Source organism: Acrocarpospora macrocephala (assembly GCF_009687865.1).
Lineage (GTDB): Bacteria > Actinomycetota > Actinomycetes > Streptosporangiales > Streptosporangiaceae > Acrocarpospora > Acrocarpospora macrocephala.
Map to the genome: position 1 here is coordinate 274,590 of NZ_BLAE01000004.1, position 24,273 is coordinate 298,862.

The window sequence follows — 24,273 nt, forward strand, 5'->3', positions numbered from 1 at the left end:
CGGCGGCGTCGGGAGCGATCGGGATACATGCGTCTGCCGCTCGATCGTCCCTATCCTGCGATGTTGATGCGGAATCCCTGCGTCCAGCGCTCACGAATGGGCTGCTCGGGGATCAGCGAGAAACGACGACGGATGTCGGCTCTCGAGCGCTCCAGGCGCGCACGGACCGCCGGCCAATCGATATCGACGAGGGTGCCGTGCCGTTTCACGATCCGCCCGTCGACCATCACGGTGTCGACGAGGGCTGGGTTGCCGTAGTTCACGACGGCCGCGTAGGGATCCCACATCGGCGCCAGCCCGAGCACGTCGGTCTTCAACAGCAGCAGGTCCGCCTTCTTGCCGACGGTGAGGCTGCCGGTGACGTCGCCGAGCCCGATCGACTCCGCGCCCCCTATCGTCGCGATCTCGAGGACCTTTTTCTGATGGACCTTCCGCGTCATCGTGAGGGGATCCTTCAGCGAGCGCTCCAGACGCCAGACGTTCAGCAGCGCACGCATCTGGCCGAACATGTCGGCGGCCAGGTCGATCGTCGCGTCGATCCCGATGCTCGACTGGCCGCCCAGCGCCGTGAACCGCTCGACCGCGGGGAACGCGCCGTAGGTCATCTCGATCTCGATAGCCGAGCTGAGCGAGGCGCCGCCATCGATGATCATCTGCAGCTCCTCGTCGGGCAGGTGATTGCCGTGCACGAAGAGCAGGTCAGGCCCGATCTCCCCGGCGTCGTGCAGCTCCCGCACGACCTTGAGCGGCTCGCGCGCGCTCATCCCCATGTGGATGCTGATCCGCGCCGGGTTCAAGGTGCGGCTCCACCGCACCTCCTCGAGCATCGACGCCGCCTCAGGGAGGGTCTCGAACTCGCGCGAGGCGATGCCGAAGCGCACCCTCGCCGAGTCGTCGCTGAAGTACGTGTCGCGGATGCGGGTGGCGTTGCGCTTGTGCCACTCGCTGAGCGGACTGTTCACCTCGCTCAGGAGGCGAGGGAGATTCCCGGGGTCGTCACCGGGCCGATAGGCGAGGTTCCGATAGGTTCCGTAGCAGTAGATGCCCCGGATGCCCGACTTGATGATGCCCTCGGCCAGCGCATCGGAGTGGGACTCGGACAGCTGCAGGTGGGAGTGGTCGACGAGCGTCGTTATCCCCGAGTCGAGCGCCTCGATCGCGCCGACCCAGTTCGCGAGCCCCGCATCCTCCGGCTCGTAGCAGACGCAGTACATGCCGCGGATGTACGTCATGTAGTCGAGCAGATTCCAGTCCGTGCGCACCCCGTGGAGCGGCGTCTGCCAGGTATGACGGTGGGTGTCCACGAAACCGGGGCACAACACCATCCCCGACGCGTCGATGACCTCGGTGCCGTCGATCTCCAGGCTCGGCGCGATGGCGGCGATGCGATCGCCCTCGACGAGCAGGTCTCCCGACGGCAGGTCGGATGAGCCATCCATCGGCAAGATCGTCGCGCCTTTGAAGAGCGTGCGTCTCGTACTCATCGCATGAACGGCTCGAGCCGGGGACCGGACTTCGTGTGTCGCTCTTCCGCATCCACTGTATCCATGACCGCCCATCGCCTTAGGGAGCTGTCTTGTGCAATGCATTGCATCGCGATGCTGGAGATGGTTACGTACGCCACACGCGCGTGTCAACATCCTGTTTCGAACCACCACCGTGACGTCGAGCTTCGCCAATCCACGCGGCCCACCAGAATGTCGTTGCACCAAGTTGCACGTGCCTGCAAAGCATTGCATCATACGTTCGTGGATCGATCGTCGGCACGCGTCACGCTCAAGGACATCGCCCGCCTTGCGGGCGTCCATCCCGCCACGGCGTCCCGGGCATTGGACCCGGCCCGTGGCGACATGCTCACCCCGGAGACACGCGACCGGGTGCGGCGGGTGGCCCAGGAGGCCGGCTACCAGGTCAACTCGTTCGCCCGCAGCCTGCGCAAGAACTCCAGCGGGATGGTGGGAGTCGTGGTTGCGGACGTCGCGAACCCGTTCCTGCCGCCCATCCTGCGCGGGATCGAGCAGATCATCCGCGCCGAGCAAAAGCTGCTGTTGATTGCGGAGACGCACGACGACGGCAGCACCCTACTGGAGATCATCGACCATTTCGTCGCTCGGCGCGTTGACGCGGTAATCCTCAGCGCGGCTCACCTTGGCGACGAGCACGCGGTGGCATCACTTGCTGAGAAAATCCCGGTCGTGCTCGCCGTCCGCAGCGTCGGGTCAGCCCGGTTCCCCACCATCACGCATGACGACGTGCTCGGCGGGCAGCTCGCGGCCGAGCACCTCGTCAGTCTCGGCCACCGCGATCTAGCCCAGCTACGCGGACCGATGGATGTCAGTTCGTTCCGCGGCAGGGAACAAGGCTTCGCCGCCGTGATGTCCACGACGACGGCCCTCGAACGTTTCGTTGACCAGTCCGCAACCGCGCCGACGGTCGAAGAGGGCCGACGGCTCGCAAAAGCCATCCTGGACACCCCGGGCCGGCATCCAACAGCCTTCTTTGCGCACAACGACCTCATGGCCGTCGGGGCACTGGAGGCATTGCGCGACCGAGGATTGACCTGCCCGCGAGACATCTCCATCGTGGGGTACAACGATGCGCCCTTATCGAATCACGTCAACCCACCACTGACGACCGTACGTCTACCCAGCCTCGAACTCGGCCGGCGAGTCGCCACGCTCGCTCTCGCGGTGATCGCAGGCTCGCCAACGGAGCCGACGATTGAGAAACTCCCACCAGAACTCGTCATCCGACAGTCGACGGCCGCCCCTTCCCACCCATGAGCCCGCAGCACCCTGGCACCAAAGCTCCTGGACATAGAACGAGAAAACGGGAAGGTAAGCATGTCCGACATGGATCTCTCTGGACTTGTCTGGCGTAAGAGCGTCCTCAGCGGCGACGGCGGAGCGTCCTGCGTGGAAGTCGCCATCTGGCGGAAGAGTTCTCGCAGCGGCAACGGCGGTGCCGACTGTGTCGAAGTCGGCGTCCTCGACACCCCCGCCGACACCGCCCACAAGTCCGACCAAGACCAACTCATCGTCTTCCGCGACTCCAAGGACCCAGACGGGCCGAAGCTGTTCTTCACGAACTCCGAATGGGAAGCGTTCCGGCTCGGGATGAAGGACGGCGAGTTCGACGACATGATCTGACGGAGTCGTACCGGCGCGAAAAGAGCAGCCTCTCCTGCTGTGGGGGGCTGCTTTGTCGTTTGGACTCTTGTCAGGATCACCCTGACGGGGGCATGATGTCAGGGTCACCCTGACATCAATCGCATGAGGAGAGCACATGCCTGCCCCCACCCTCGCCGAGCAGGACCTTCGCTGCTCGTTCTGTACCAAGCCGAAGGACGAGGTCGCCAAGCTGATCGCGGGTGCCGGTGTCTTCATCTGCAACGAATGTGTGCAGCTCTGTGCGGAGATGCTGAAAGAGATCGCCGAGTCCGAAGCCACACCGGCCCCGCAGGCCGTACCGGACGTCAAACTGCCGGAAATACCGGAAGTGCCCTGGCCGGACGCGATGACCGACCAGGAGATCCTGGACTTCCTGCCCAGGATCGCGGCGGTCGGCGCGCAGGTGGACGCGAACCTCAAGGTCTGGGTGGAGCGGCTGCGCGACCGTGGCGTCACCTGGGCCAGGATCGGCGCCGCCCTCGGGACCACCCGCCAGTCCGCCTGGGAGAAGTTCTCCGGCGAGGAGTGACCCCAACCGGACCCAGACAATCCCAAACAGAACGATCTCGCCCTCACGTATCGGGATCGCCATGTGATCTCAAGAGGGAAATTGTCACGTTTTCGATATCACATGTGCATCGCCGCAGCGTATCGGCTGGATCACCGATTACTTTGACCCATGGTCAAGCGCCCGCAATCCCCTATGGTGAGCGAAATACCGGACATCGGGGCGAAAAGCTTGGGGGTCGTCGATGCGGGGGCGAACACCGCTGGTCCTGCGGCGTGCGGTCAGCGAGCCGCTGCTGCTGGTGGCCGCGTTCGGCTCCATTCTGCTCGCCACCACCGTGCTGGTCGCGCTGACCATGTACGCGGTGTCGGTCACCGAGGTCGGCGTCCGGCGCGCCACGGAGACGGCGTCGCTGGAGACCGTGTCGGCCCGGGTCAGCGCGCCGGTGGACGCGAACACCTTCCAAGCCTTCGACCGGAACGTCCGGCTCGAATTCACCGAAACCTACGGCGACATCCCGGCCGAGGTCAGCGTCAGCATCCGCTCCGACTCCTTCGCCCTGCCCGGCCAGGAGAAGCGTGAACTGCCGGAACTCACCCGCTTCGCCGCCTACGAAGGGCTTGAGCAGCACGCTCGTGTGATCAGCGGCGCCTGGCCGAAGGACCAGCCGTCCGGCCCGGTCGAGGCGGTGCTCTCCCAGCCCGCCGCCCAGGCCATGAACGTCTCGGTCGGCAGCGAGTTCCGCATCGTCGGGCGCCTCGACGACAAGCCGGTCGACGTCAGGCTGGCCGGGATCTTCCAGCTCACCGATCCGTACAGTGAGCGCTGGACCGGGGATGACATGCTTCGCCGGGGTTCGTCCATCGGCAACTACACGACCTATGGGCCGCTGGTCGTGCCCAGGGAGACCTTTGTCGCGAGGTTCGCGACGAATGTCACGGCGACCTGGCTCGCCGTACCGGATCTGCGGGATCTGCCCCAGGACGAGTTACGGCCGTTCGCCGACCGCGTCGCCGGGCTCAGCGATCGCCTCAAAGCGGACTGTTCCGCCTGTACAGCCTCCAGCCGCCTGCCCGAGATGCTCGCCCAGCTCGCCCAGGCCGCCCTGGTGGCCCGCTCGACCATGCTGGTGCCGGTGCTCCAGCTGCTCCTGCTCGCCGCCTACGCGCTGATGCTGACCGCACGCCTGCTCGCCGACCACCGGCGCATGGAGGTGGCGCTGCTGCGCTCGCGCGGCGCGGGCAGCGTACGCCTCGGCCTGCTCGCGGGCGCGGAGTCGCTGCTGGTGGCGGTGCCGTGCGCGATCGTCGCGCCATTCCTGGCCCCGCCGCTGCTGCAACTGGTCAGCTCCATCCCGTGGTTCAAGGCCTCGGGCGTACGGCTCACGCCCACACCGGACACGATGACGTTCGTGGTGTCGGCGGGGGTGGCGGTGGCCTGCGCGATCCTGCTGGCGTTGCCGGCGGTGCGGGGCGCCCGGCGTACATATGTGGAGGAGCAGTCGGCGCGCGGGCGGGGCGAGAAGCAGGGGCTGATCCAGCGGGCGGGCGGCGACCTGGTGCTGCTGGCGGTGGCGGCGCTGGCGGTGTGGCAGTTGCGGCGCTACGGCGCGCCGGTGACGTCCACCGCGGGAGGCGGGCTCGGGATCGACCCGCTGATCGTGATGGGGCCGGCGCTGGCGCTGCTGTGCGGCGGCATGCTGGGGCTGCGCCTGGTCCCGATCGTGGCCAAGCTGGCCGAGCGGCTCACCAGCAGGCGGCGGTCGCTGGCTCCGGCGCTGGGCGCGTGGCAGGTGAGCCGCCGGCCGCTGCGCTACTCGGGTCCGGTGCTGCTGCTCACCATGGCCATCGCGATCGGCGTGGTGTCGATCGCCACAGCGGCGACCTGGCGTAACTCGCAGCGGGATCAGGCCAATCACGTCGCCTCCGCCGACCTGCGGGTGGCCGGTCCCGTAGCCGGTGCCGAGTTGGGCCCGCTCGGCCGGGGCCCCACCTTCGCGAAGCTGCCCGGCGTGACCACGGCCGGCCCGGTCTACCGGGGCTCGGTCGAGGTGGGCGCGGTGGACGCCACGTTCCTGGCGGTGGACGCGACCAAGCTGGACCGGCTGATGACGCTCCGCGGCGACCTGGCCGAGGACCCGGTGGCCACGCTCGGGCGGGATCTGGCCGGGGAGCGGCCCGAATTCCCGGCGGTCCAGATTCCCGGAACGCCGAAGACGCTCGCGATGACCGTCCGGCTCGAACTGGACAAACCCGAAGTGGCCGCGTCCTACCGGAGCCTGGTGCCCCGGCTGGTGCTGCGGGACGCGCTCGGCGCGCGGCACGAGGCCAAGGCCGGGCTGCTGGTTCCGGACGGCGCCGACCATGTGCTCACGGTGGACCTGACCGCGTTCGCGGGACGGTCGGGGTCCATCGCGTACCCGCTGAGCCTGACCGGCCTGCTGCTGGACGTGCCGGTGCCGCCGGTCGGGTCGCCGTTCACGATGAGCGTGGCCGGTATCGCCGCCGACGGGCGGCCGCTCGCCGCGCCGGACTGGACGGCCATCGTCCGGGGCACCGGGCAGCTGCCGCCGCCGGAGGCTGTCTCCGGCGGGCTGCTCACCCTGCAGGTGCCGCGCGCCAACGCCGAGGAGTTCCCCGAGGCGCAGAGCCCGGGCTTCGTGGCGGTGATTCCGGGGACGCCCGAGACGCCGCTGCTACCGGTCGTGGTCACCGCCGACGTGGCCGTGTCGGCGAAGCTGGCCGTGGGGCGGGCGTCGCAGCTGTCCATCGACGGGCAGGATATTCCGGTCATGCCGGTCGGGATCGTGGCCGCGATGCCGGGGACGAGTGGGGACGCTCCCGCCGTACTCGCCGATTTGGAGACCTTGCAGGCGCGGGACCTGACGACGGCGCGGCCGCCGCACCTGGCCGGGGAGTGGTGGCTGGCCACCCCGGACGAGCGGGCCGCGGCCGAGCTGGCCGCGCACCCCGAATGGGATCACACCGTGGTGGACCGGGCCGCGCTGACCCGGCAGCTGCGCGACGACCCGCTGGCCAGCGGGCTGCAGGGGGCGCTGATCCTCGGGTTCGCGGCGGCGCTGGTGTTCGCGGTGCTCGGCTTCATGGTCAACGCGGCCGTGGCGGCCCGGGAGCGGATGACCGAGTTCGTGCTGCTGCGCGCGCTCGGGGTGAGCTTCCGGCAGGTGTTCGGGCTGCTCGCGGTGGAGCAGGCGTTCATCATCGGCCTGTCGCTGCTCGGCGGCACCGTGCTCGCCGCCGTCGTGGCCACCCTGGTCGTGCCGCACATCGTGCTGACCGGGCAGGCCACCTCGGTCACCCCCGGCGTGCTGCTGGACATTCCATGGGGCGCGACGATCGCCCTGCTCGCGGCCGTGACCGTGGTGCTGTTCGCGGTGGTGGGCGGGCTCGCCCGCACGCTGCGCCGCCAGGGGCTCGGCCGCGCGCTGCGCATCGGGGAGGACTGACATGAACGCCTGGCAGCTGGTCCGGGTGCATCGGGGCGCGGCGGCCGTGCTCGCCCTGCTCGCCCTCACCGCGTCGCTGCTGGTGGCGGGGCTCCCCCGGGGTTTCGAAGCCGCGTACGACGATGCGCTGGCCGCCATGGTCGACGAGGTGGTGGCCCCGCAGACCGACCTGGCGGTGCGGTTGCGCCCCAACTCCCCCGAGGACGAACTACACGACCGCAGCGAGTTCGCCGCGCTGGACCGGCTGTGGCGGGACGCGCTGCCGCCCCTGCTGTCGTCCGCCGTCGTTCCCGGAGGGACCGGCCACCAGTCCGCCAAGACCCACGGAACGCCGGTTTCCGGAGTGCTCGGCAGGCCGACGCCGTTGCAGCGGTATGTGGATCTGGCCTGGGCGTCCAACGTCGGGGAAAAGGTCCGCTACGTGGAGGGACGGGAGCCTGGCGCCCCCAGAACACTCGCCACCGTGCCCGGCAACCCGGACCTGAAGAACGTCCCGCTCTTCGAGATCGGCCTGGTACGGGAAGCCGCGGACGCCATGCGGCTCCCGGTCGGCACCACCGTGCTGCTCGGCAACAGCTACACGATCGCGGCCGAAGTCGTCGGCCTGTTCGAGGCGATCGACCCGTCCGACCGCTTCTGGGAGCACAACCCTGAGGTCAAACGGGTCACCGTACGATGGCTCCCGGAGGCCGACGAACCCGACCTGATGGCCGTCGGGCTCATTCCTGACGCGGGCCTGCGGGAGCTGAACTCGCGGCGCGAGCTGTACTACTCGTGGGTGCTCGGCATCGACGGATCCCCGATCAACGCCAGGAACGCGACCCCGATGATCCAGGACATCGTCGACTTCCGGCAGGTGGTGGAGCAGCAGGGTGAGCGCAATGACAGCGGGATCGCGCAGATCCCCGCGGCCAGCTTCGAGCTGACCACCGGCCTGGATCCGCTGCTCGAAGGGTTCCTGACCCAGCTGCGGACCGCGCAGACGCTGATGTTCCTCATGCTGGGCGGGCTGGCGGTGGTCGCGCTCGGCGTGATCGCGCTCGCCGTCCAGCTGCTCGCCGAGCGGATGCGCGCCGGGCTCGGGCTGGCGCGGGCGCGCGGCGGCTCGCTGGGCCAGATCACCCGGGCGGGCACGGGGGCCACCGCGCTGATCGTCGTGCCCGCCGCCCTGGCCGGATACGCGGCGTCCTACCTGGTCCCCGGGCCGATCACGCCGATCGTGCACCTCAGCCCCGCGATCCTGGCGGTGACGACCGTCGCCTTCGCCGCGGTGCGGCTCGCGTTCGCGCACCGCAAGCCCCTGCACGACAGCCGTAACGACGTCGTCGCGCCGAAGCCGTCGCCGCGCCGGATCGCGTTCGAACTGCTGGTGATCGTGCTCGCCCTGGGCGGGGCATACCTGCTGCGCACCCGCGGCCTCGCCACCGACGTGGCCGAGCTCGGCGCCGACCCGTTCCTGCTGCTCGTCCCCGCCGCGCTCACCCTGGCCGCCGCGCTGATCACGCTGCGCTGCTACCCGCTGCCGCTCCGCCTGATCGTACGGCTGGCCAACCGGCGCCGTGGGGCCGTGCCCTTCCTCGGCCTGACCCTGGCCGCCCGGTCCCGGGGCGTCACCTCGCTGCCGGTGCTGATCCTGCTGCCCGCGCTGGCCGTGTCCGTGTTCGGCGCCCTGGTCTCGGGGGCGATCTTCGAAACCCAGCGGACCGCCACCTGGCAGACCGTCGGCGCGCCCGCGCGGGTCGAACGGGCCGCCGAGATCCCCGCGGACGTGATCGCGAAGGTGCGGGCGCTGCCCGGGGTGACGTCGGTGCTGCCGGTCGCCAAGGGGACCGTGCAGGTGGCGACCGGCGCGCAGATGGCCACCGTGCTCGCCATGGATCTGGCCGCCTATCGGGACCTGGTCGCGGGAAGCCCGCTGGTGGTGCCGGATCCGCCGGTCGGGGACGGTATTCCGGTGCTGGTGTCGGCGAATTTCGCGCCGTACGCGTCGTTCGAGATCGGGTGGCATACCCGGATGAAGCTCACCAACGTGGGGTCGATCGAGAAGTTGCCGGGGCTGGCGTTCGAGAGCAGCAACCTGATCGTCATGCCGTACGAAGGGCCCAAGATCGCCGGGTTGCGGACCTACACCAACATCCTGCTGATCGGCGGGGATGTCGACCAGGCCCTGCTGGAGCGGACGGTCGGCCTCTCCGACGCGGTCGTGGAGACCTTCGACTCCGCCCACGCGCGCATCGCCGAGGCACCGCTGGCCGGGACGATCATCGCCAGCTTCACCATCGCCACCGTGGCGCTCGCCGGGTACGCGCTGATCGCCGTCGTCATCGCCCTCGTCATCGGGGCGGCCGACCGGGCCCGGGCGCTGTCCTTCCTGCGTACGCTGGGGTTGTCGCAGCGGCAGGCCAGGCTGCTGACCGTGCTGGAGGTGGCGCCGTTGATCGTGCTCACCTCGCTGGCCGGGCTCGCGCTCGGCATGCTGCTGCCCGCCGCCCTCGGCCCCAGCCTGGATTTGTCGGCCTATGCCGGGATAGCCGTGACCGAGTTCCCGCTGACCTTCACCACGCCCATCCTGCTGGCGGCCGGACTCGCCGCCGTCTCCATCCTCGGCGCGTTCGGGCACGCCAGCACCGGCCGCCGCGTCACCACCGCACTTCGAGTGGGGGAATCCACATGACCACGCTGTCGGATCTGGAGGCGCAGGCCGTACGGAATCGGCCGGCTTTCGGGGAGCACGCCCATATTCTCTGCGACAACCTCGTCCGCATCTTCAAGACCGAAGGCGTCGAGGTCGTCGCGTTGCAGGGGCTCGACCTGCTCATCGAGAAGGGCGAGCTGATCGCGATCGTCGGGGCGTCAGGGTCGGGGAAGTCGACGCTGCTCAACGTGCTGTCGGGGCTCGACGTGCCGACGGCCGGGCTGGCCCGGGTGGCCGGGATGGACCTGCTGTCCATGACCTCGCGGGATCGGCTGCGCTACCGGCGCTCGGTGGTCGGGTTCATCTGGCAGCAGACGGGTCGCAACCTGTTGCCGTACCTGACCGGGCAGGAGAACGTGCTGCTGCCGATGCGGCTGGCCGGGAACAAGCGCGACGCCCGCCGCCGCGCCGACGAACTCCTCGAACTGCTCGGCGTCGCCGACTGCGCCACCCGGCGGCCCGGCGAGCTCTCCGGCGGCCAGCAGCAGCGCATCGCCATCGCCGTCGCGCTCGCCAACGAGCCCGAGGTCATCCTGGCCGACGAACCGACCGGCGAGCTCGACAGCGACACCTCGGAAGAGGTCTTCGGCGCCCTCCGCCGCGCCAACCGCGAGCTCGGCGTCACCGCGGTCATCGTGACCCACGACCCGCTCGTGTCCGAGCAGGTCGACCGGACGGTCGGCATCCGGGACGGGCGCACCTCCTCGGAGACCCTGCGCCGCACCTCCGAAGACGGCGACGTGATCGCCGAGGAGTACGCGGTTCTGGACCGGGTCGGGCGGCTCCAGCTGCCCCGCGACTTCATGAACGCGCTCGAGATGGAACGGCGGGTGCGGCTGGAGCTCGAACGCGACCACATCGGCGTCTGGCCGTCGGCGCCCGGGGAGGAGAACAATGAGTGAGCCTCTGGTTTCCGTACGGGACCTGCGGAAGGTTTTCCCGCGCGACGTGGTCGCCCTGCGCGGTGTCAGCTTCGACGCGAACCCTGGCGAGTTGATCGCCATCCGGGGACGGTCCGGTTCCGGCAAGACCACCCTGCTCAACCTGGTCGGCGGCCTCGACCGGCCCGCGGCGGGTTCGGTGACGGTCGACGGCAAAGCAGTCACCGAGCTTCCCGAACAGGCTCTGCTCGAGCTGCGGCGGGATGTCGTCGGGTTCGTCTTCCAGTCGTTCGGGCTGATTCCCGTGCTCACCGCCGCCGAGAACGTGGGGGTGCCGATGCGGCTGGCCCGGATGGCGCCGGACGAGCGGGAGAAACGGGTGGCGTTGCTGCTCGCGCTGGTGGGGTTGGAGCAGCACGCCAACCAGCGGCCGTACGAGCTGTCCGGCGGCCAGCAGCAGCGCGTCGCCATCGCCCGCGCCCTCGCCAACCGCCCCAAACTCCTCATCGCCGACGAACCGACCGGCCAGCTCGACTCCCAGACCGCCCGCCAGATCATGCAACTCATCCGCGCGGTCGTCCGCAGCGAAAACGTCACCGCCCTGGTCGCCACCCACGACCCCAGCCTCATCTCCCTCGCCGACCGAGTCCTCGAACTCAAAGACGGCGCCTTCCTCACCCCAGAACCCACCCCCGCCTAGTCCTCGCGATCGCCCGGGGGAGTTAACGGCCGGTGCGGTTGGCGATGATGGTTTGCACGGTGTTTTCGAGGGCGTAGGCCGGGTCGGTGCCGCCTCCCTTGACCTGTTCGTCGGCGAGGGCGACGGCCTGGATGGCGCGGGAGAGGCCTTCCGGGCCCCAGCCGTTGAGCTGGCGGCGGGCGTTCCTGATTTTCCAGGGGGGCATGCCGAGTTGGGATGCGAGCTGGTTCTCGTTGGCGTTCCTGGGGGCGCTGCCCACTTTGGCGAGGGAGCGGAGGCCGCCGGCCAGGGCGCTGACGATCAGGACGGGGGCGACGCCGGTGGCCAGAGCCCAGCGCAGCTGTTCCAGAGCTTCGCCCGCTTTGCCCTCGACGGCGAGATCGGCGACGGTGAAACCGCTGACCTCAGCGCGGCCCCGGTGGTAGCGGGCCACCGCGGCCTCGCCGATGCTCTTGTCCCCCGTGTCGAAGATGAGCTGGCTGCACGCGGCCGCCAGCTCCCGGAGATCACTGCCGACCGCGTCGAGAAGCGCCTGCGCCGCGGCCGGAGTGATCGAATGCCCGGTCCGGCGGACTTCGCTACGGATGAAGTCGATCCGCTCCCCCGCCTTGGTCAGCTTGGTGACGGTGACAACACGCGCACCGGCCTTCTTCACGCCATCAACTAGCGCCTTACCCTTGACCCCACCCGGGTGCGCCAGCACGAGCACAGCATCGTCCCCCGGATTCGCCGCATATTTCACGACTTCGGCGATCACATCCTTGGACAGATCCTGCGCCGCCCGAATCACGATGATCGCCTGATCCCCGAACAACGACGGCGAGGTCAGCCTGGTCAACTCCCCCGGCTCGACCTTCCCCCCCAGCAGATCATGCACATCGGCATCCGCACCCCCCGACCGCACCTCGGCCACCACATCCCCGACAGCCCGATCCGCAAGCAGCTCCTCATCCCCGAGCACCAACGTGACCGCCGCAACATTCCCCATGCCACGCAGCATGCCACGCCCCCGAACCCCCCGACACGAACACCCGGAAGATCACCATGCCCCCACGCGCAGCCCCGGCGAGTGGCGTGGCGGCGGTTCGACGCGCTGGACCTAGACCTTTGATGACTTCAGCTTGTACCAGGCGCGCATGACTTTCACCACGTCGACAATGTGGAGCGGGGGCACCTGGACTCCCACCAGATGCTGGACGTCTTCGACGATCTCCTGCCTGTCCTCGGCGTCCATGCCGTCCGACTCATCGTCCGACTCGTTGTCCGGGCCCTCGCCCTCATCCGAACTATCCGGAGGTGGGTCGATGACATTGAGAAGGTCCTGCCAGTCCTCGGGGTTCTTCCCCTTGAAGATCGCCCCGAAGTTCCCGAACCACATTTCCACATAGTCGGCGACGTGCCCTCCCATGAGCTGCGCCCGCCATCTGAGCTGCGCGGCGACTTCGGCACTCAGACCGGTCACGTTGATGAGACGCAGGTCCGGGACGTCGCTCGTGACGGTCCGGCCGCCCTTCCTGACCTGGTGCGGGCCGGCGGCCATTATCGAGCCCCAGAGCCGGTCGAACTCGACGTTCGTGCGGTCCTCGTTCAACTCCATCGACAGGACGAAGGAGACGCAGCCCAGGTCGCCCTCGCGTGCCTCCCGCATGAGGTTACGGTTGATGTCGGCGCGGGCGGCGTTGCAGAGTTCGAACAGCACCCGGACCAGGCAAGGCCAATAGTCCGCGGTGTCCTGGTGCCAGCCGGGCTCGGTGTTCTGAATCTCGCCGATCCTGATCATGTTCTCGTACGGATCGTGGTCCGCCCGCAGGCTGTCATCGTCCCTGCTGTCGATCACCACGACATGCGCCCCGGCGCCCAGGCCCTGGGTGATCGCCATGAGCTCGTTGAGACGTTTCATCGAGGGTTCGAGCTCCCCCTGCGCCTCGACAAGCGCCTGAACGTCCTCCGCCTTAGCGGCCTTGGCGGCGACGCCATCGAGCAGCCCGGCGAACATCGGGTTCGTCAGGAGGTACCGGAGCACCTGCACCACCGAGTCCTCGCTGTCCGCCTGGTCCAAAGCGACTAAGTCGCCGTCCTTGCACAGGACGGCCGTCTTCCGCAGGGCACGCGCTGGAGGGAGCGCCTGCGCCGGTTCACCACCGACATTCGTCTGAGTCCCCGTGAACTCACCGACGTTCCTGGCACGCTTCGGGGGATCTATACGCTCCTCGCCCACGCCTCTCTCCCGGACGGGAGATCTCGGGGCGACCCCCTTCGCCACCTTCTCAAGCGTGCGCTTGCCTTTCGTCTTGGTCAGAGGCGGCGTGGTGCGATCACCCTCCGACGACGACTCGTCCGAGGACCCGCCCTTTTCCCTGTCGTCTCTCTCATCTCTGTCGTCCCTGTTGTCTCTGTCGTCGTCGCTCTTACGCGTGGGGGACTTCTTCCGCGTTCCACGTTTGTACATCGGGTCGCCGCCGTCCTCTCGTGGCTCGCCCGCGACGCTATGTACGCATACGAAAGCCGTCAACCATCAATTGGACCGTTGTAATACTCCTTACACGAAGGACCTGGCCGGAAACCACCCCTTTCCTGCTCCGAAATGACGCCCTCAGGCAGGCACGCGACAGCAGCTCCAACATCGTTGGGCAACCCGCCCACCGATGCGGCGTCACCGGAATAGACAGGGGACGCTGTTCACCATCCCGCGCAGGGCGGTCCTCGAATCCGGTCGTTCCTCACACCAAGAGTCCGATCGGAGACGGGCTTTTTCTCCTAGGAAGTGCCTCGCGAAACCACCGCGAGGCGGCCTTGATGTGGGATTACCGCGAGGTCGCCTGCGCGGTCGGTGCGGTAGACGCGGGCGCCGAGCCAGGTGAGGCGGCTTATGGTCGTCTGGGCTGGGTGGCCGTAGCTGTTGTCGGCGCCGACGCTGATGAGGGCGGCTCGGGATCTGGTCGCGGCGAGGAAGGCCGGGGACTGGCGGCTGGAACCGTGGTGTGGCAAGTACGCTGAAAAGCGCTCCGCGCCGCCTCGCGACCCTACGCCCGCTCGGCGGCCGGGCATGCGGCCTGGGGGCCGGTCCCGGCCGCCAGCAGCTCGGGCCGCTTCCACGCCCTTGGCTCGAATCTGAATCACAGGACTAACATCCCCCTATGTCACAGGGATCGTTCCGCCCCGAAGGCGGCCGTGGATCGTCCAACACCCTTCTGTTCATCGGGTGGGCCGTCCTGATCTGGGGAGCAGGAACCGCCTTCATCTCACCGCGCGGGCCTTATGGATTTCAGGGCGCTGCGATGGGCCTCGTCGGGTTGGGCCTCATGGTCTCAGGCGTCCTAGTTAGGCTTAACCAGCTCACGGATCGCCTATCCTCGCCTCTCCCGCCTCCGCCCCCGACCGTTCCACCAATCGGGCACCCGTTCCACACCCCTGACTCACCTCCGTGACCCTCAAAGCAGTACGCCTCCGGCGGGGGGCCTCGGCTCCAGGATGATCGCGACAAGCCCTTACAAAACGCGCACGCTGACTCGCCGCCTGCCGACTGAGAGTGACCTTTGTGCGCGGGAGATCTGCCGACGATGGGGAGGGGTCAGGTCTCGTTTCCGCAGGTGGCCGCTCTCGACCCTCCCCGGCCTCTGCGGCGCCCAGCATGGCCGAGTTGCACCGTCTCCTCAGGTGAGGAATCTGCATCCGAGGTCTACACGGTGCAGACCCGGATGCAGACCATCGAGCCGTCACGCTGCGTGCAGCTAGCCCGTGGCGGCCAGGTCCAGACCGGCAGCAACCAAGAGCGCCGGGCGCGGCCGAACCATGCCCGTCGACCGGCGGCGGGACGGGATGCCCGCAGCGTCGAGCAGCGCGGCCGTCCGCATCTCGGCCGTCCGGCCCGGAGGGCGGCTCGGGATCTGGTCGCGGCGAGGAAAGCGGGTGACGTATTTTCGCCGGCTCAGGGTTGGAAAATCGGCAACGACTAGGGTTGCATCTCCTCCAACCCCTTCCATCAGACCTAACCTCCAGCGACGCCTCCGGCTGCGCGCAGGCTGCTCCCAGCCATCGACCAAATAGGCTGGATCGCCCGTCCCCCGTAATCAGGGGTTGTTCCAGACGAGTGCTCGTTGAACACGGCTCGGACTCGCTCGACGAAGCGGGTATCGGTCACCCAACTCTAAATGCCGCTGGGAGTATGGCATGAGCGCGTGCTCGGGCCATAATCCCCAGGTGATCAGGGGTAGCCGTGTCTCAACGGCTTCGTCGGTTCATGTTCGTGGCGAGGGCTCAGTGATCGCGGCCTAGGAGTATGTGGGGGTAGCCGCGGTTGATGCGTTCGCCGAGTTCAACTCCCAGGTCAGCGATGAAGGCATCGAGTTGCGTGATGGCGGATTGGGCATCGACGGCCTCGCCCTTGAACTCGAACTCCACGAAATCTCCCGCGCCGGTCACGGCGTCGAACGCGACCTCGACCAAGCCGGGCAGGACCCACTCCTCGCGGACTTTCTCCACTGTGATCATGGTGGTGAAGTTCAGAGCCTGGAGTGTGCGGCGTAGGGCCTCGATGTCCTCGACCGGGGTCTCGAACTCGTCGCAATGGGTCTTGATGACGGCCTCAGCGGGAAGCCAATGCTTGTAGTTGATCGAGTCGCCGTGGTCGGACTCGCGAAGACGCAACCATTCGGAGACCGTGTCAAGGGCGAGGAAGTCCCGGTGGGGGGCGTTGTAGTAGGTGTCGACCTGCCGGGTCGCCGGGCCGGGTTTCGCCCCCCGTTCTTCCAGCACGGCTTTGAGTACGGCCGTGTCTCGCACCTGGTACTTCTGCTCGACCTCGGTGTATTGCATAGTCGTCCTTTCTCTGTGTGGTGCCCTGGTCACGACGGTGCCGTGGGCAGATTAGGCGGTAGCCGGTGTGGCGCGTGGCCGATCGGTGCGGGCGGGGTCGATGACTCGGACGGCGGACTGGGTCAAGCCCTGGAGTAGATGGATCTCTTGCGCGGTGAGGGGCTCGCCCAGGCACGTGAGGTTCATGGTGATCTGGGCGCTGTCTCTGAACCCGACCAGGACTGGGGCGTTGGGGTCGCGGTGCAGGGCGTAGCGCAGGGCCAGCCGCACGAGGTCGGCGGGCTGCCCGCCGAAGTGTTTGGCGATCTGGTTGAGCGTGTCATGTATTGCGGCGATGACCTCGGGGCGGAAGGTGGGGTCGGTGCTGCGGTGGTCGTGGTCGCTGAACGTGCGGGCCAGGGCGGGCAGGTGCCTGCCGGTGAGCAGGCCCTGGGCCAGGGCCTGTTTGATGATGACCCCGACGTGGTGGTGGCGGGCGAAGTCGAAGATGTCGCTCTCGGCGGCGGTGTAGTGCGGGGACAGCAGATTGTAGCGGGCGGTCAGGACCTGGGGCCGGATGCGGTCGAACAGCTCCTGGAATCGGCGAGCCGAGGGCGTGGGGCGTGGGCCGTATGCCCATTCCTGGGCGAAGGCGTGCGGGGCGCGCATACCGATCGCGGTGATGAGCCCTTGCTGCTGAAGGTCACGCATCTGGGCGATCGCGTCGTCCAGATAGCGGTCGCCGGGGCCGAAGTCGTCGCTGTGGAAGAAGTAGAGGTCCAGGTGGCTGGTGCCGAGGTTGGTCAGGGTGGTCTCCAGTTGGCGGCGGATCTGGCCGGGCTGGTAGGGGTGTTCAGCGGTCCCGGCGAAGTAGCCGACCTTGCTGGAGATCACCAGGTCGTCCCGGTTGGTCTGCCGCAAGAGTCGGCCGAGTAACCGTTCGGAGCGGCCCATCCCGTAGACGTCGGCGGTGTCGAACAGCCTGACGCCGAGCTCGTGGGCGCGGATGAGGCCGGCGTAGGCGTGCTCGGGGTCCACGCCGTCCCAGCCGATCGGCACTGCGCCGTTGACGGCGGGTCCGCCGATGGTCCAGCATCCGGCGCCGATGGCCGACACCGGTCGGCCGAGCCCGGCGAGCGTGCGCGGGGGGAGGTCAGCAAGCCTCATGTGAGAGCGTCCTTTACGGGTGAGCGTGAGTGACGGTGACGGGCCGGGGGTCAGGTGCCGCAGGGGTCGGAGGCGTTGATGAGCCTCCAGGATCCGTCGTGGGTGGCCCAGCGGGTGTGCTCGCGCTGGAGGGTCTCGGCTCGGTGTGGCGGCAGGACCGCCGACACGTCGGAGACCGCCCGCTCGACGCGGGGACGCAGTTCCTCCAGCAGGGCGTCGGCGAGGGTGCGGCAACTCAGGTCGAGCAGGTCCGGCTCGCCGGGGCCGGGGTCGGTGTCGCCCAGCATGACCAGCATGGTGGTGAACAGGTCGAACGCTGCTTGTTTGAGGACTTGGCGGGCGGCTCGGACTGTGCGGCGAGGGCCGCCGTCCAGGACCTTCTCCAGCGACTTGAGGGTGTAGTCCAGGGCGAAGTTGCGGTCCACCCACTGCTGCGCCCATTCGCTGAGGACGCCGATGCGCCGGTCGGCGAAGACGGCGTCGATGCGCCCCATCGACGGGCGGGTCTGCCCGGCCAGGCCCGCGTTGATGACTTTGCGGGTGTAGGCGGCCCCGACCAGGCATTCCATCGACACCAGCAGGTAGCTGATCGCGGTGTAGAACGGGACGCCGCGGGTGTGGGCGGTGACGAAGTCCTCGTCGCGGACCCCGTCGACGATCTGCTCGACGCTGAGGTGGGGCAGCGGCTTGAGCACGAGGTCGGTGCGAGCCTGGAAGGCGTGGGTGGCGCGGAGTTCTTCCACGCTCATCAGGTGGTCGAAGGTGATGTAGGTGAACCGGGTCGGGACGCCCAGCGCCGACAGGGTCCGGATCGCCAGAGCGTTCTGCTCGCCGGTGGTCTCCTTGTGGAAGCGGTCAAGGATGGAGGTGACTCCCGACTCGACCCCGAACAGGCAGCGCCGCAGCCCGTTGTCCACCAGGTCCCGCCAGAGCCGGGCCCGGTCCCGGTGCCAGGTGCGCCCCTTGTCGGGCCAGAGGACCTGATCGACGCGGCAGGAGGTCTCCCAGGCGAAGTTGTGGCGGTGCAGGGTGTCGGCGATGGTCAGCGCGCGGGCCTCGGCCCCGGCGTCTCGGCCGATGAACTCCTCATCGACCAGGTAGAGGGTGCGGGAGACTTCCGGGTGCCGGTCGAAGACGCCGCTGAATTCGCGCAGCAGCCAGTCCAGCCCTTCGGGGGCGGCGCCCGCCCAGTGGCCCTTGTGCCCGCGCGGGCAAAACGAGCACGAGCTGGTGCAGCCTCGGGAGGTTTCGAGTTGGGCGACACCGCCGCAGGCGAAGGTGCGCTCCAGCAGGTCCAGTTCCGGCCAGATGTCGGTCTGCTGCCGGTTGGAGACGGTCGGCGTGTGGCGGGCGCGGCCGATCGCCAGGGTTGTCTGCCCGCGCTGGTTGGAGCCGCGGTAGCCGATGCCGCGTACCTGCTCCAAGGGCAGGTCGCCGTGCCAGTGCGCGAGCAGGTCTTGGATTGTGGGCTCGCCCGCCCCGCGTGCGATCACCAGGCCGGGGTAGCGCTCCAGTAGCAGAGCCTCGTTGCGGACGGTGAGGCTGCCGCCGGTCACGATCAGCGGCGGGTCCGGCATGCCGGTGATGTCGTCCAGCAGGGCGATCATCAGATCGTGCTGGCCGAAGGTCGCCGAGATGCCCACGATGTCCGGGCTGGTTTCGCGGATGCGGGCGGTGATGTCGGCCATGGTGAGGCCCAGTTGCATGTCCATCAGCTCGACTTGTCCCGTCAGGGTGGCGCGGGCGGCCCGTGCGATGTCGGAGATGGCCAGCGGGAAACGGGGCAGCGGAAAGTACTCGGGGTGATAGAGCGCGACCAGGAGCACGGTTGGCCGCAGCAGACGCCGGTAGGTGGCGGCCGTCAGGTCAGCTTCAGCCAGCCACGATTCGGGGCGATCCGGGCTGATGCGCCCGTGTGTCCATGCGGGCCATTGGCGTGTGTGGTGCGCCTGGCCGGACAGGTCGGCAAGTGTCCATCTGGCGTGGGTGGTGTTCTCGACGACCAGTAGGCGCCGGTCGGCGGTGCCGGTCAACGTCACGCGTGTGGGCAGATGGCGAGTGAGGAAGTCACGCAGGGCCGCCGGGTCGTGCGGGGAGATTTCCCGAAGCTGCGCCGGGTGGAATGGAGCGGTGCCGATGGCGTTGTGGATGGCGCTGATCAGCCGGTCCCCGGCCGGGTCGGGTTCGGGTGAGCTGATGCCGGCTGAGCCGATGGTGCGGGTGTCAGGCATGTCGCCTCCTGGCTGCGGGCCGCAGGAGGGTCCTGCGGCTGTTGGGGAGCTGGTGGCGTGCTCCGCGATGACTCGCGGTGATGCGGGGCGGTAATGCCTCCATGGCCGTCCCGCCGAGACGAGGCGCCGGGGCTCGTCAACGGGGCTTGCTGTGAGGTAGCGACGCCGTGGTGACCGTGGTCCCCGGGGACTTGCCTGGCGGGGCGGAGCCCAAGGGGCGGCTCGGCCTTGCCCTCAACCCGGGGACCACGGCGTCAGGGGGTGTGAGCGCGTTCCACCGGGATGGCGAACCACACGCTCTTGCCGGTCCGACCGGTGCCGCAGAGCCGGGTGGCGTGCACTCCGCAGCGGCCACCGGTCAGGGTCGCGACGATGCCCAGGCCCCGGCCGCCCTCGGCCAAGGCAGCGACGCTGAGGACCGCGTCGAGTCCGGCGGGCCCGGCTGACCGGCGCAGGTGGTCGGCGACCTGGTCCAGGTCCTGGCCGGAATCGGCGACCTCGCAGACCACCGGCACTCCCGCGTGGTGCAGCACCCGCATCTCGAACGGGCCGCTGGTGTGCCGGGCGGAGTTGGTGGCCAGCTCGCAGACGACGACGTCCAGATCTTCCAAGACAGCGGGGTCGGTGACGTGGCCGTGCAGCTGGGCGCGGAGCAGATGCCGGGCCCGGCGGGCGGCGGTCCGGCGAGGCAGGCTCCAGGCCGTGACCCGGATGCGGCAATGGTCGGCCTGGAGGCTGCTGAGCTGGGCCGCGTGCGGTCCGACCGCGCTCGCGGTGTCCTCGCGGGCGTCAGCCGCGTGCAGGGCATCAGCGACCAGGCCGGTCACGACGCAGGGAGGGGGGCTCATCGGGTGGCCGCCGCAGTGGTGCCGCGCACCAGCATCAGCCGGCGACCGGTCACGGCGATCAGGCCGGTCCGTTCCTGGCCGAGCCTCCGCCCGCCCAAGTGCGCGGTCGACGGCGTGACGACCCCGTAGCTGCCCTCGACTGCCAGGGCGTCCAGCAGACCGGCGAACGCCGCCGACAACACCGCCGGGGTGAGGCTGTCGGTGAACACGGCACCGAGCACGAGCTCGTGCTGGTCGCAGTAGGCCCTCACCGCCCAGGTGAGCGCCTGGCGCCGGGCCGGGTTGGGGGCGGGCAGCCGCAGATAGCCGTAGACGAGCGGACCGGGTATCGGGTGCCGCTCGGTGATGCGTGCGGAGGTGTGTTTCATGCCGGACCCTCTGCTCGGAACGGGTGAGGCTGCTCGGTTTCGAGCTTGAGCGGGCCGGGCCGAGGTCGAAATGACGGGGTGTGGCAGTTCTGATGCAGTTGTGATGCACCAGCGGAGGTCGGCGTGCTTGCATTCGGTTAGCGAAAGGAGAGCTCCCCATGCCCGCAGTGCGCCTGTGGACCGGCCGGGAAGCCCGCGCGTTGCGCCGGGCGCTGCGCCTCAGCGTCCGCGCCTTCGCCCAAGACGAGCTGGGCGTCGCCGTGCGCACCGTGTCCAACTGGGAGAAGCTCCGCGAGGCCACCGTGCCCCGCCCCGACACCCAAGCGATCTTGGATACCGCGCTGGAGCGGGCCAGCGCCGCCCAGCAGATGCGCTTCCATCTGCTGCTGGCTGAAACCGGCGCCTTGGCCCCCGGCCAAAACACCCAACCGCATGTCCCGCGGGCGTGGGAATACGAGACCTGGTCCGATGACCTGGAGCGGACAGTGGTGCTGCTCTCTCGCCAGAACTTCGGCGCGGCGACCGCCCTGATCAACCGATGGCTGTCCCGCTTCCCCGCCGAACGCCTGGACCCCAAGGCGCTGTATCTGCATGCCCGGTCGCTGGTCCTGCTCGGCGACACCCAACGCGATCAAGGCACCCTGGTCGGGCCGCTGTCGGCCAGCAGCTCCTATCGCCAGGCGCTGGGCATGTTCGGCGAACTGGACATCCCGCGCCGGGTCGCCCAGATCGAACTGTCACTCGCGGTCGTCGCGGAAATGACGGGCAACCTGCAACCAGCCGCCCGCCGGTATGAGGAACTGGCCACCGACCAGCGCCTCAGCGGGCGTGACCGGGCCCGGTCGCGGCTGTGGGTCGGCACCGCCCTGTCCAAACACGGCGACCACGATTACGCGGCCCGGGTGATGGCCGAGGCGACCCGGGAGTTCGAGGACCTGGGTGAGGCCGAGGACTGGTCGGTCGCCCAGCAGAAACTCGCGCTGGCCTATCGGGGTGCCGGAAATCTGGGCCAGGCTCTCCACTTCATCGACATCGCCCGTTCCAGCGGCGCCGACGACACCCCTATGCAACGGGTGCGCCTGTCCACCGCTCACGCTCACATCCTGCTGACCGACAAGCAGACCTGCGATCATGGGCTGGCCCTGCTCGATCAGACCGCGCAGCTGGCGCTGGCCAGCGGGCTCAGCCACCAGCTGCGCAGCATCCAGACCATCCGCCAAGACTTCGAACGCTCCGGCGGACGATCCATCTAACAACCACAGGGCAATCTGCGACTCGGTCATCGACCGGACGACATCACCACATCGAGGGACTACGAGGGACTTCGTGACCGACCAGCAACACGCCGCCATCACCGACGACCAGCGGGCTGACGCCCTGACGATCTGGGACTTCCACCAGATGCACCATCAGGCCCGGCCCTGCTCGGCGGCCATCGGCCTGGGCAGCCACGACCTCGGCGTGGCGGCGCTGGCCGCCCAGCTGTTCCACGCGGGCCTGTTCCCTGTCCTGGTGTTCTCCGGCGCCAACAGCCCCACCACCGCGGCCCGGTTCCCTCGCGGCGAGGCCGTCCACTTCGCCGAGCACGCCATGCAGCTCGGGGTCCCCCAGTCCGCGATCATCATCGAACCCCGGGCCGCCAACACCGGTCAGAACATCGACTACTCCCGGCGTGCGCTCGCCGACGCCGGGATCGAGGTCGACTCGGTGCTGCTGATCTCCAAGCCGTACATGGAGCGGCGGGCGTTCGCGACCGCCCGCCGGGTCTGGCCGCAGGTGGAAGCGGTGTGCGCGTCCGAACCGCTGACCTTCGCCGACTACCTCACCTCGATCGGCGACGACAAGCTCGTCATCGACATGCTCGTCGGCGACCTCCAGCGTGTCATCGAATACCCGGCGCTCGGGTTCGCCGTCGCCCAGGACGTGCCCGCCGAGGTGCAGGCCGCCTACCGGCGTCTGCTGGATGCGGGGTTCGACAGCCGCCTGCTGAGGAGCTGATCGCGGTGGCCGCCGGCCTGTTGTGCGCGATCCACCAGCCCAACTTCTTCCCCCGCCTGTCCACGCTGGCCAAGCTGTTCACCGCTGATGTGTGGGTGGTCTTGGACGATGTGCAGTTCACCCGCCGTGACTACCAGCACCGCTGCCGTCTGACCGCCCCCGGCGACACGGCGGGTGAATCCGCCGGGCAGTGGCTCACGATCCCCGTTCACCTGCCGGACGGGCAGTCCACGCGGATCCGTGACGTCCGAATCGCCGACCCGGCTCACACCCGGCGGCGAGTGACCCGCCTGCTCCAGCAGTACTACCGGCGCAGCCCTCACTGGGCCGCTGCCCAAACCCCGTTGCAGGAGGTCCTGGACGCTTTCGACCGCACCGACCGCCTCGCCGATCTCAGCCAGGCCGCGACCATGGCGTTGCTGACCGTACTGGGCTGGCCGGGGGTCATCTGGCGCAGCAGCGACCTGCCTGCCCGCACCGGCCGGTCCGAACGCCTGGCCGACCTGACCTGCGCGGTCGGCGCGACGACCTATCTGTGTGGCACCGGCGGTGCCCGATACCTCGACCAGTGGCCGTTCGCGACCCACGGACTGACGACCAAGCTGTTCACCACCCCCGTGCAGGGCGATCCTCGAATCTGGTCGGCCGCCCGCCGCGTCACCGCCCTCACCGCCCTGATGGGCGTCGGCCCCGCCGCCCTGACCCGCGAACTATGCCAGCACGCCACCCACGAGGCGAAGACGCCACCACACCATCCCGCAACCGTGTGACCGTTGGCCCTCCGCCGTCAACACCGTCAACGCAAGGCCCGCCAGCCGGACCATCACCTACCGGGCGCGATCCGCGGCACGCGCAGATCATCCGGCTCAATGGCAGGTCGCCAATAACGGTCGGTGTGTCGTTCGGCCATGCGAGCCTGTACATCGGACGCCCTGTCGACGACGGCCCCGGCGAGTGGTGTCGCGGCGCGCTGGACCTAGACCTTTGATGACTTCAACTTGTACCAGGAGCGCTCCATCGACAGGACGAAGGAGACGCAGCCCAGGTCGCCCTCGCGCGCCTCCCGCATGATGCCCCGGTTGGTGTCAGCGCGGGCGGCGTTGGCCCTGGGTGATCGCCATGAGCTCGTTGAGACGTTTCATCGAGGGTTCGAGCTGCCCCTGCGCCTCGACAAGCGCCTGGACGTCCTCCGCCTTAGCGGCCTTGGCGGCGACGCCATCGAGCAGCCCGGCGAACATCGGGTTCGTCAGGAGGTACCGGAGCACCTGCACCACCGAGTCCTCGCTATCAGCCTGGTCCAAAGCGACTAAGTCGCCGTCCTTGCACAGGACGGCCGTCTTCCGCAGGGCACGCGCTGGAGGGAGCGCCTGCGCCGGTTCACCACCGACATTCGTCTGAGTCCCCGTGAACTCACCGACGTTCCTGGCACGCTTCGGGGGATCTATAC

At 68.8% G+C, this 24,273-nt stretch carries 20 protein-coding genes; 11 read left to right on the forward strand and 9 right to left on the reverse strand.

The window, feature by feature from the left end:
* Positions 1 to 50: 50 nt before the first annotated feature.
* Positions 51 to 1,808, reverse strand: a complete 1,758-nt coding sequence (locus Amac_RS02890; protein WP_155352689.1) for an amidohydrolase family protein — start codon at positions 1,806 to 1,808, stop codon at positions 51 to 53.
* On the opposite strand from Amac_RS02890, the gene Amac_RS02895 reads away from it, so the two are divergent.
* From Amac_RS02895 to Amac_RS02925, 7 genes are all read left to right on the forward strand, one after another.
* Positions 1,749 to 2,783 (forward strand): LacI family DNA-binding transcriptional regulator, encoded by a 1,035-nt coding sequence (locus Amac_RS02895; RefSeq protein WP_170322273.1) that lies wholly within the window; start codon positions 1,749 to 1,751, stop codon positions 2,781 to 2,783. The genes Amac_RS02890 and Amac_RS02895 overlap by 60 nt on opposite strands.
* 69 nt (positions 2,784 to 2,852) lie before the next feature.
* Positions 2,853 to 3,149, forward strand: a complete 297-nt coding sequence (locus Amac_RS02900) for a DUF397 domain-containing protein (protein WP_246268041.1) — start codon at positions 2,853 to 2,855, stop codon at positions 3,147 to 3,149.
* A 136-nt stretch (positions 3,150 to 3,285) separates the two neighbouring features.
* Positions 3,286 to 3,699, forward strand: a complete 414-nt coding sequence (locus Amac_RS57155) for a ClpX C4-type zinc finger protein (RefSeq protein WP_155352692.1) — start codon at positions 3,286 to 3,288, stop codon at positions 3,697 to 3,699.
* A 223-nt stretch (positions 3,700 to 3,922) separates the two neighbouring features.
* Positions 3,923 to 7,144, forward strand: a complete 3,222-nt coding sequence (locus Amac_RS02910; protein WP_155352693.1) for an ABC transporter permease — start codon at positions 3,923 to 3,925, stop codon at positions 7,142 to 7,144.
* 1 nt (position 7,145) lies between these two features.
* The gene (locus tag Amac_RS02915) at positions 7,146 to 9,818 is read left to right on the forward strand and encodes an FtsX-like permease family protein (protein ID WP_155352694.1); all 2,673 of its coding nucleotides are present in this window, start codon (positions 7,146 to 7,148) and stop codon (positions 9,816 to 9,818) included.
* Positions 9,815 to 10,741 (forward strand): ABC transporter ATP-binding protein, encoded by a 927-nt coding sequence (locus Amac_RS02920; RefSeq protein ID WP_155352695.1) that lies wholly within the window; start codon positions 9,815 to 9,817, stop codon positions 10,739 to 10,741. The genes Amac_RS02915 and Amac_RS02920 overlap by 4 nt, the downstream gene beginning before the upstream one ends.
* A complete protein-coding gene (locus Amac_RS02925; protein WP_155352696.1) occupies positions 10,734 to 11,420 on the forward strand; it encodes an ABC transporter ATP-binding protein in 687 nt (228 codons plus the stop codon). Before Amac_RS02920 ends, Amac_RS02925 begins: the two co-directional genes overlap by 8 nt.
* Before the next feature lie 22 nt (positions 11,421 to 11,442).
* Here Amac_RS02925 and holA read toward each other — a convergent pair whose 3' ends face one another.
* Together holA and Amac_RS02935 are read right to left on the reverse strand one after the other, a co-directional pair.
* The gene (holA, locus tag Amac_RS02930; RefSeq protein ID WP_246268043.1) at positions 11,443 to 12,408 is read right to left on the reverse strand and encodes a DNA polymerase III subunit delta; all 966 of its coding nucleotides are present in this window, start codon (positions 12,406 to 12,408) and stop codon (positions 11,443 to 11,445) included.
* Between the two features lie 111 nt (positions 12,409 to 12,519).
* The gene (locus Amac_RS02935; protein ID WP_155352698.1) at positions 12,520 to 13,932 is read right to left on the reverse strand and encodes a hypothetical protein; all 1,413 of its coding nucleotides are present in this window, start codon (positions 13,930 to 13,932) and stop codon (positions 12,520 to 12,522) included.
* 284 nt (positions 13,933 to 14,216) lie between these two features.
* Here Amac_RS02935 and Amac_RS02940 point away from each other — a divergent pair, with 284 nt between their 5' ends.
* Positions 14,217 to 14,417, forward strand: a complete 201-nt coding sequence (locus Amac_RS02940) for a hypothetical protein (RefSeq protein ID WP_155352699.1) — start codon at positions 14,217 to 14,219, stop codon at positions 14,415 to 14,417.
* Positions 14,418 to 15,677: 1,260 nt separating this feature from the next.
* Here the strand turns inward: Amac_RS02940 and Amac_RS02945 are convergent.
* The 5 genes from Amac_RS02945 to Amac_RS02965 form a co-directional block, all read right to left on the reverse strand.
* Complete coding sequence (locus tag Amac_RS02945; protein WP_155352700.1) at positions 15,678 to 16,235, reverse strand: class IV adenylate cyclase; 558 nt, start codon at positions 16,233 to 16,235, stop codon at positions 15,678 to 15,680.
* Between the two features lie 51 nt (positions 16,236 to 16,286).
* Positions 16,287 to 17,381 (reverse strand): aldo/keto reductase, encoded by a 1,095-nt coding sequence (locus Amac_RS02950; protein ID WP_155352701.1) that lies wholly within the window; start codon positions 17,379 to 17,381, stop codon positions 16,287 to 16,289.
* A gap of 50 nt (positions 17,382 to 17,431) precedes the next feature.
* Positions 17,432 to 19,612 carry a B12-binding domain-containing radical SAM protein gene (locus Amac_RS02955; protein WP_155352702.1) on the reverse strand — a complete coding sequence of 727 codons (2,181 nt, stop codon included), beginning with the start codon at positions 19,610 to 19,612 and terminating at the stop codon, positions 17,432 to 17,434.
* A 254-nt stretch (positions 19,613 to 19,866) separates the two neighbouring features.
* Positions 19,867 to 20,460, reverse strand: coding sequence for an ATP-binding protein (locus Amac_RS02960; RefSeq protein ID WP_155352703.1), 594 nt, complete (start codon positions 20,458 to 20,460; stop codon positions 19,867 to 19,869).
* On the reverse strand, positions 20,457 to 20,828 hold the full coding sequence (locus Amac_RS02965) for a hypothetical protein (RefSeq protein WP_155352704.1): 372 nt from the start codon (positions 20,826 to 20,828) through the stop codon (positions 20,457 to 20,459). The genes Amac_RS02960 and Amac_RS02965 overlap by 4 nt, the downstream gene beginning before the upstream one ends.
* A gap of 158 nt (positions 20,829 to 20,986) precedes the next feature.
* Here Amac_RS02965 and Amac_RS02970 point away from each other — a divergent pair, with 158 nt between their 5' ends.
* From Amac_RS02970 to Amac_RS02980, 3 genes are all read left to right on the forward strand, one after another.
* Entirely contained in the window at positions 20,987 to 22,081 is a 1,095-nt protein-coding gene (locus tag Amac_RS02970) for a hypothetical protein (protein WP_155352705.1), read from the forward strand.
* A 73-nt stretch (positions 22,082 to 22,154) separates the two neighbouring features.
* The gene (locus Amac_RS02975; protein WP_307729693.1) at positions 22,155 to 22,826 is read left to right on the forward strand and encodes a YdcF family protein; all 672 of its coding nucleotides are present in this window, start codon (positions 22,155 to 22,157) and stop codon (positions 22,824 to 22,826) included.
* A gap of 5 nt (positions 22,827 to 22,831) precedes the next feature.
* Complete coding sequence (locus tag Amac_RS02980) at positions 22,832 to 23,596, forward strand: WbqC family protein (RefSeq protein WP_218040848.1); 765 nt, start codon at positions 22,832 to 22,834, stop codon at positions 23,594 to 23,596.
* Between the two features lie 315 nt (positions 23,597 to 23,911).
* On the opposite strand, the gene Amac_RS54675 is transcribed toward Amac_RS02980, so the two are convergent.
* Positions 23,912 to 24,273, reverse strand: a 362-nt coding sequence (locus Amac_RS54675) for a hypothetical protein (protein WP_218040849.1), incomplete at its 5' end; no start/stop codon positions are given.

Coding starts and splice junctions, on each gene's coding strand:
- Amac_RS02965 (WP_155352704.1), bottom strand. CDS start 20,828: ATGAAACACACCTCCGCACGCATCACCGAGCGGCACCCGATACCCGGT.
- Amac_RS02890 (WP_155352689.1), bottom strand. CDS start 1,808: ATGGACGCCCGCAAGGCGGGCGATGTCCTTGAGCGTGACGCGTGCCGA.
- Amac_RS02950 (WP_155352701.1), bottom strand. CDS start 17,381: ATGAGGCTTGCTGACCTCCCCCCGCGCACGCTCGCCGGGCTCGGCCGA.
- Amac_RS02970 (WP_155352705.1), top strand. CDS start 20,987: ATGCCCGCAGTGCGCCTGTGGACCGGCCGGGAAGCCCGCGCGTTGCGC.
- Amac_RS57155 (WP_155352692.1), top strand. CDS start 3,286: ATGCCTGCCCCCACCCTCGCCGAGCAGGACCTTCGCTGCTCGTTCTGT.
- Amac_RS02940 (WP_155352699.1), top strand. CDS start 14,217: ATGTGGGATTACCGCGAGGTCGCCTGCGCGGTCGGTGCGGTAGACGCG.
- Amac_RS02900 (WP_246268041.1), top strand. CDS start 2,853: ATGGATCTCTCTGGACTTGTCTGGCGTAAGAGCGTCCTCAGCGGCGAC.
- Amac_RS02925 (WP_155352696.1), top strand. CDS start 10,734: ATGAGTGAGCCTCTGGTTTCCGTACGGGACCTGCGGAAGGTTTTCCCG.
- holA (WP_246268043.1), bottom strand. CDS start 12,408: ATGGGGAATGTTGCGGCGGTCACGTTGGTGCTCGGGGATGAGGAGCTG.
- Amac_RS02915 (WP_155352694.1), top strand. CDS start 7,146: ATGAACGCCTGGCAGCTGGTCCGGGTGCATCGGGGCGCGGCGGCCGTG.
- Amac_RS02955 (WP_155352702.1), bottom strand. CDS start 19,612: ATGCCTGACACCCGCACCATCGGCTCAGCCGGCATCAGCTCACCCGAA.
- Amac_RS02960 (WP_155352703.1), bottom strand. CDS start 20,460: ATGAGCCCCCCTCCCTGCGTCGTGACCGGCCTGGTCGCTGATGCCCTG.
- Amac_RS02920 (WP_155352695.1), top strand. CDS start 9,815: ATGACCACGCTGTCGGATCTGGAGGCGCAGGCCGTACGGAATCGGCCG.
- Amac_RS02945 (WP_155352700.1), bottom strand. CDS start 16,235: ATGCAATACACCGAGGTCGAGCAGAAGTACCAGGTGCGAGACACGGCC.
- Amac_RS02910 (WP_155352693.1), top strand. CDS start 3,923: ATGCGGGGGCGAACACCGCTGGTCCTGCGGCGTGCGGTCAGCGAGCCG.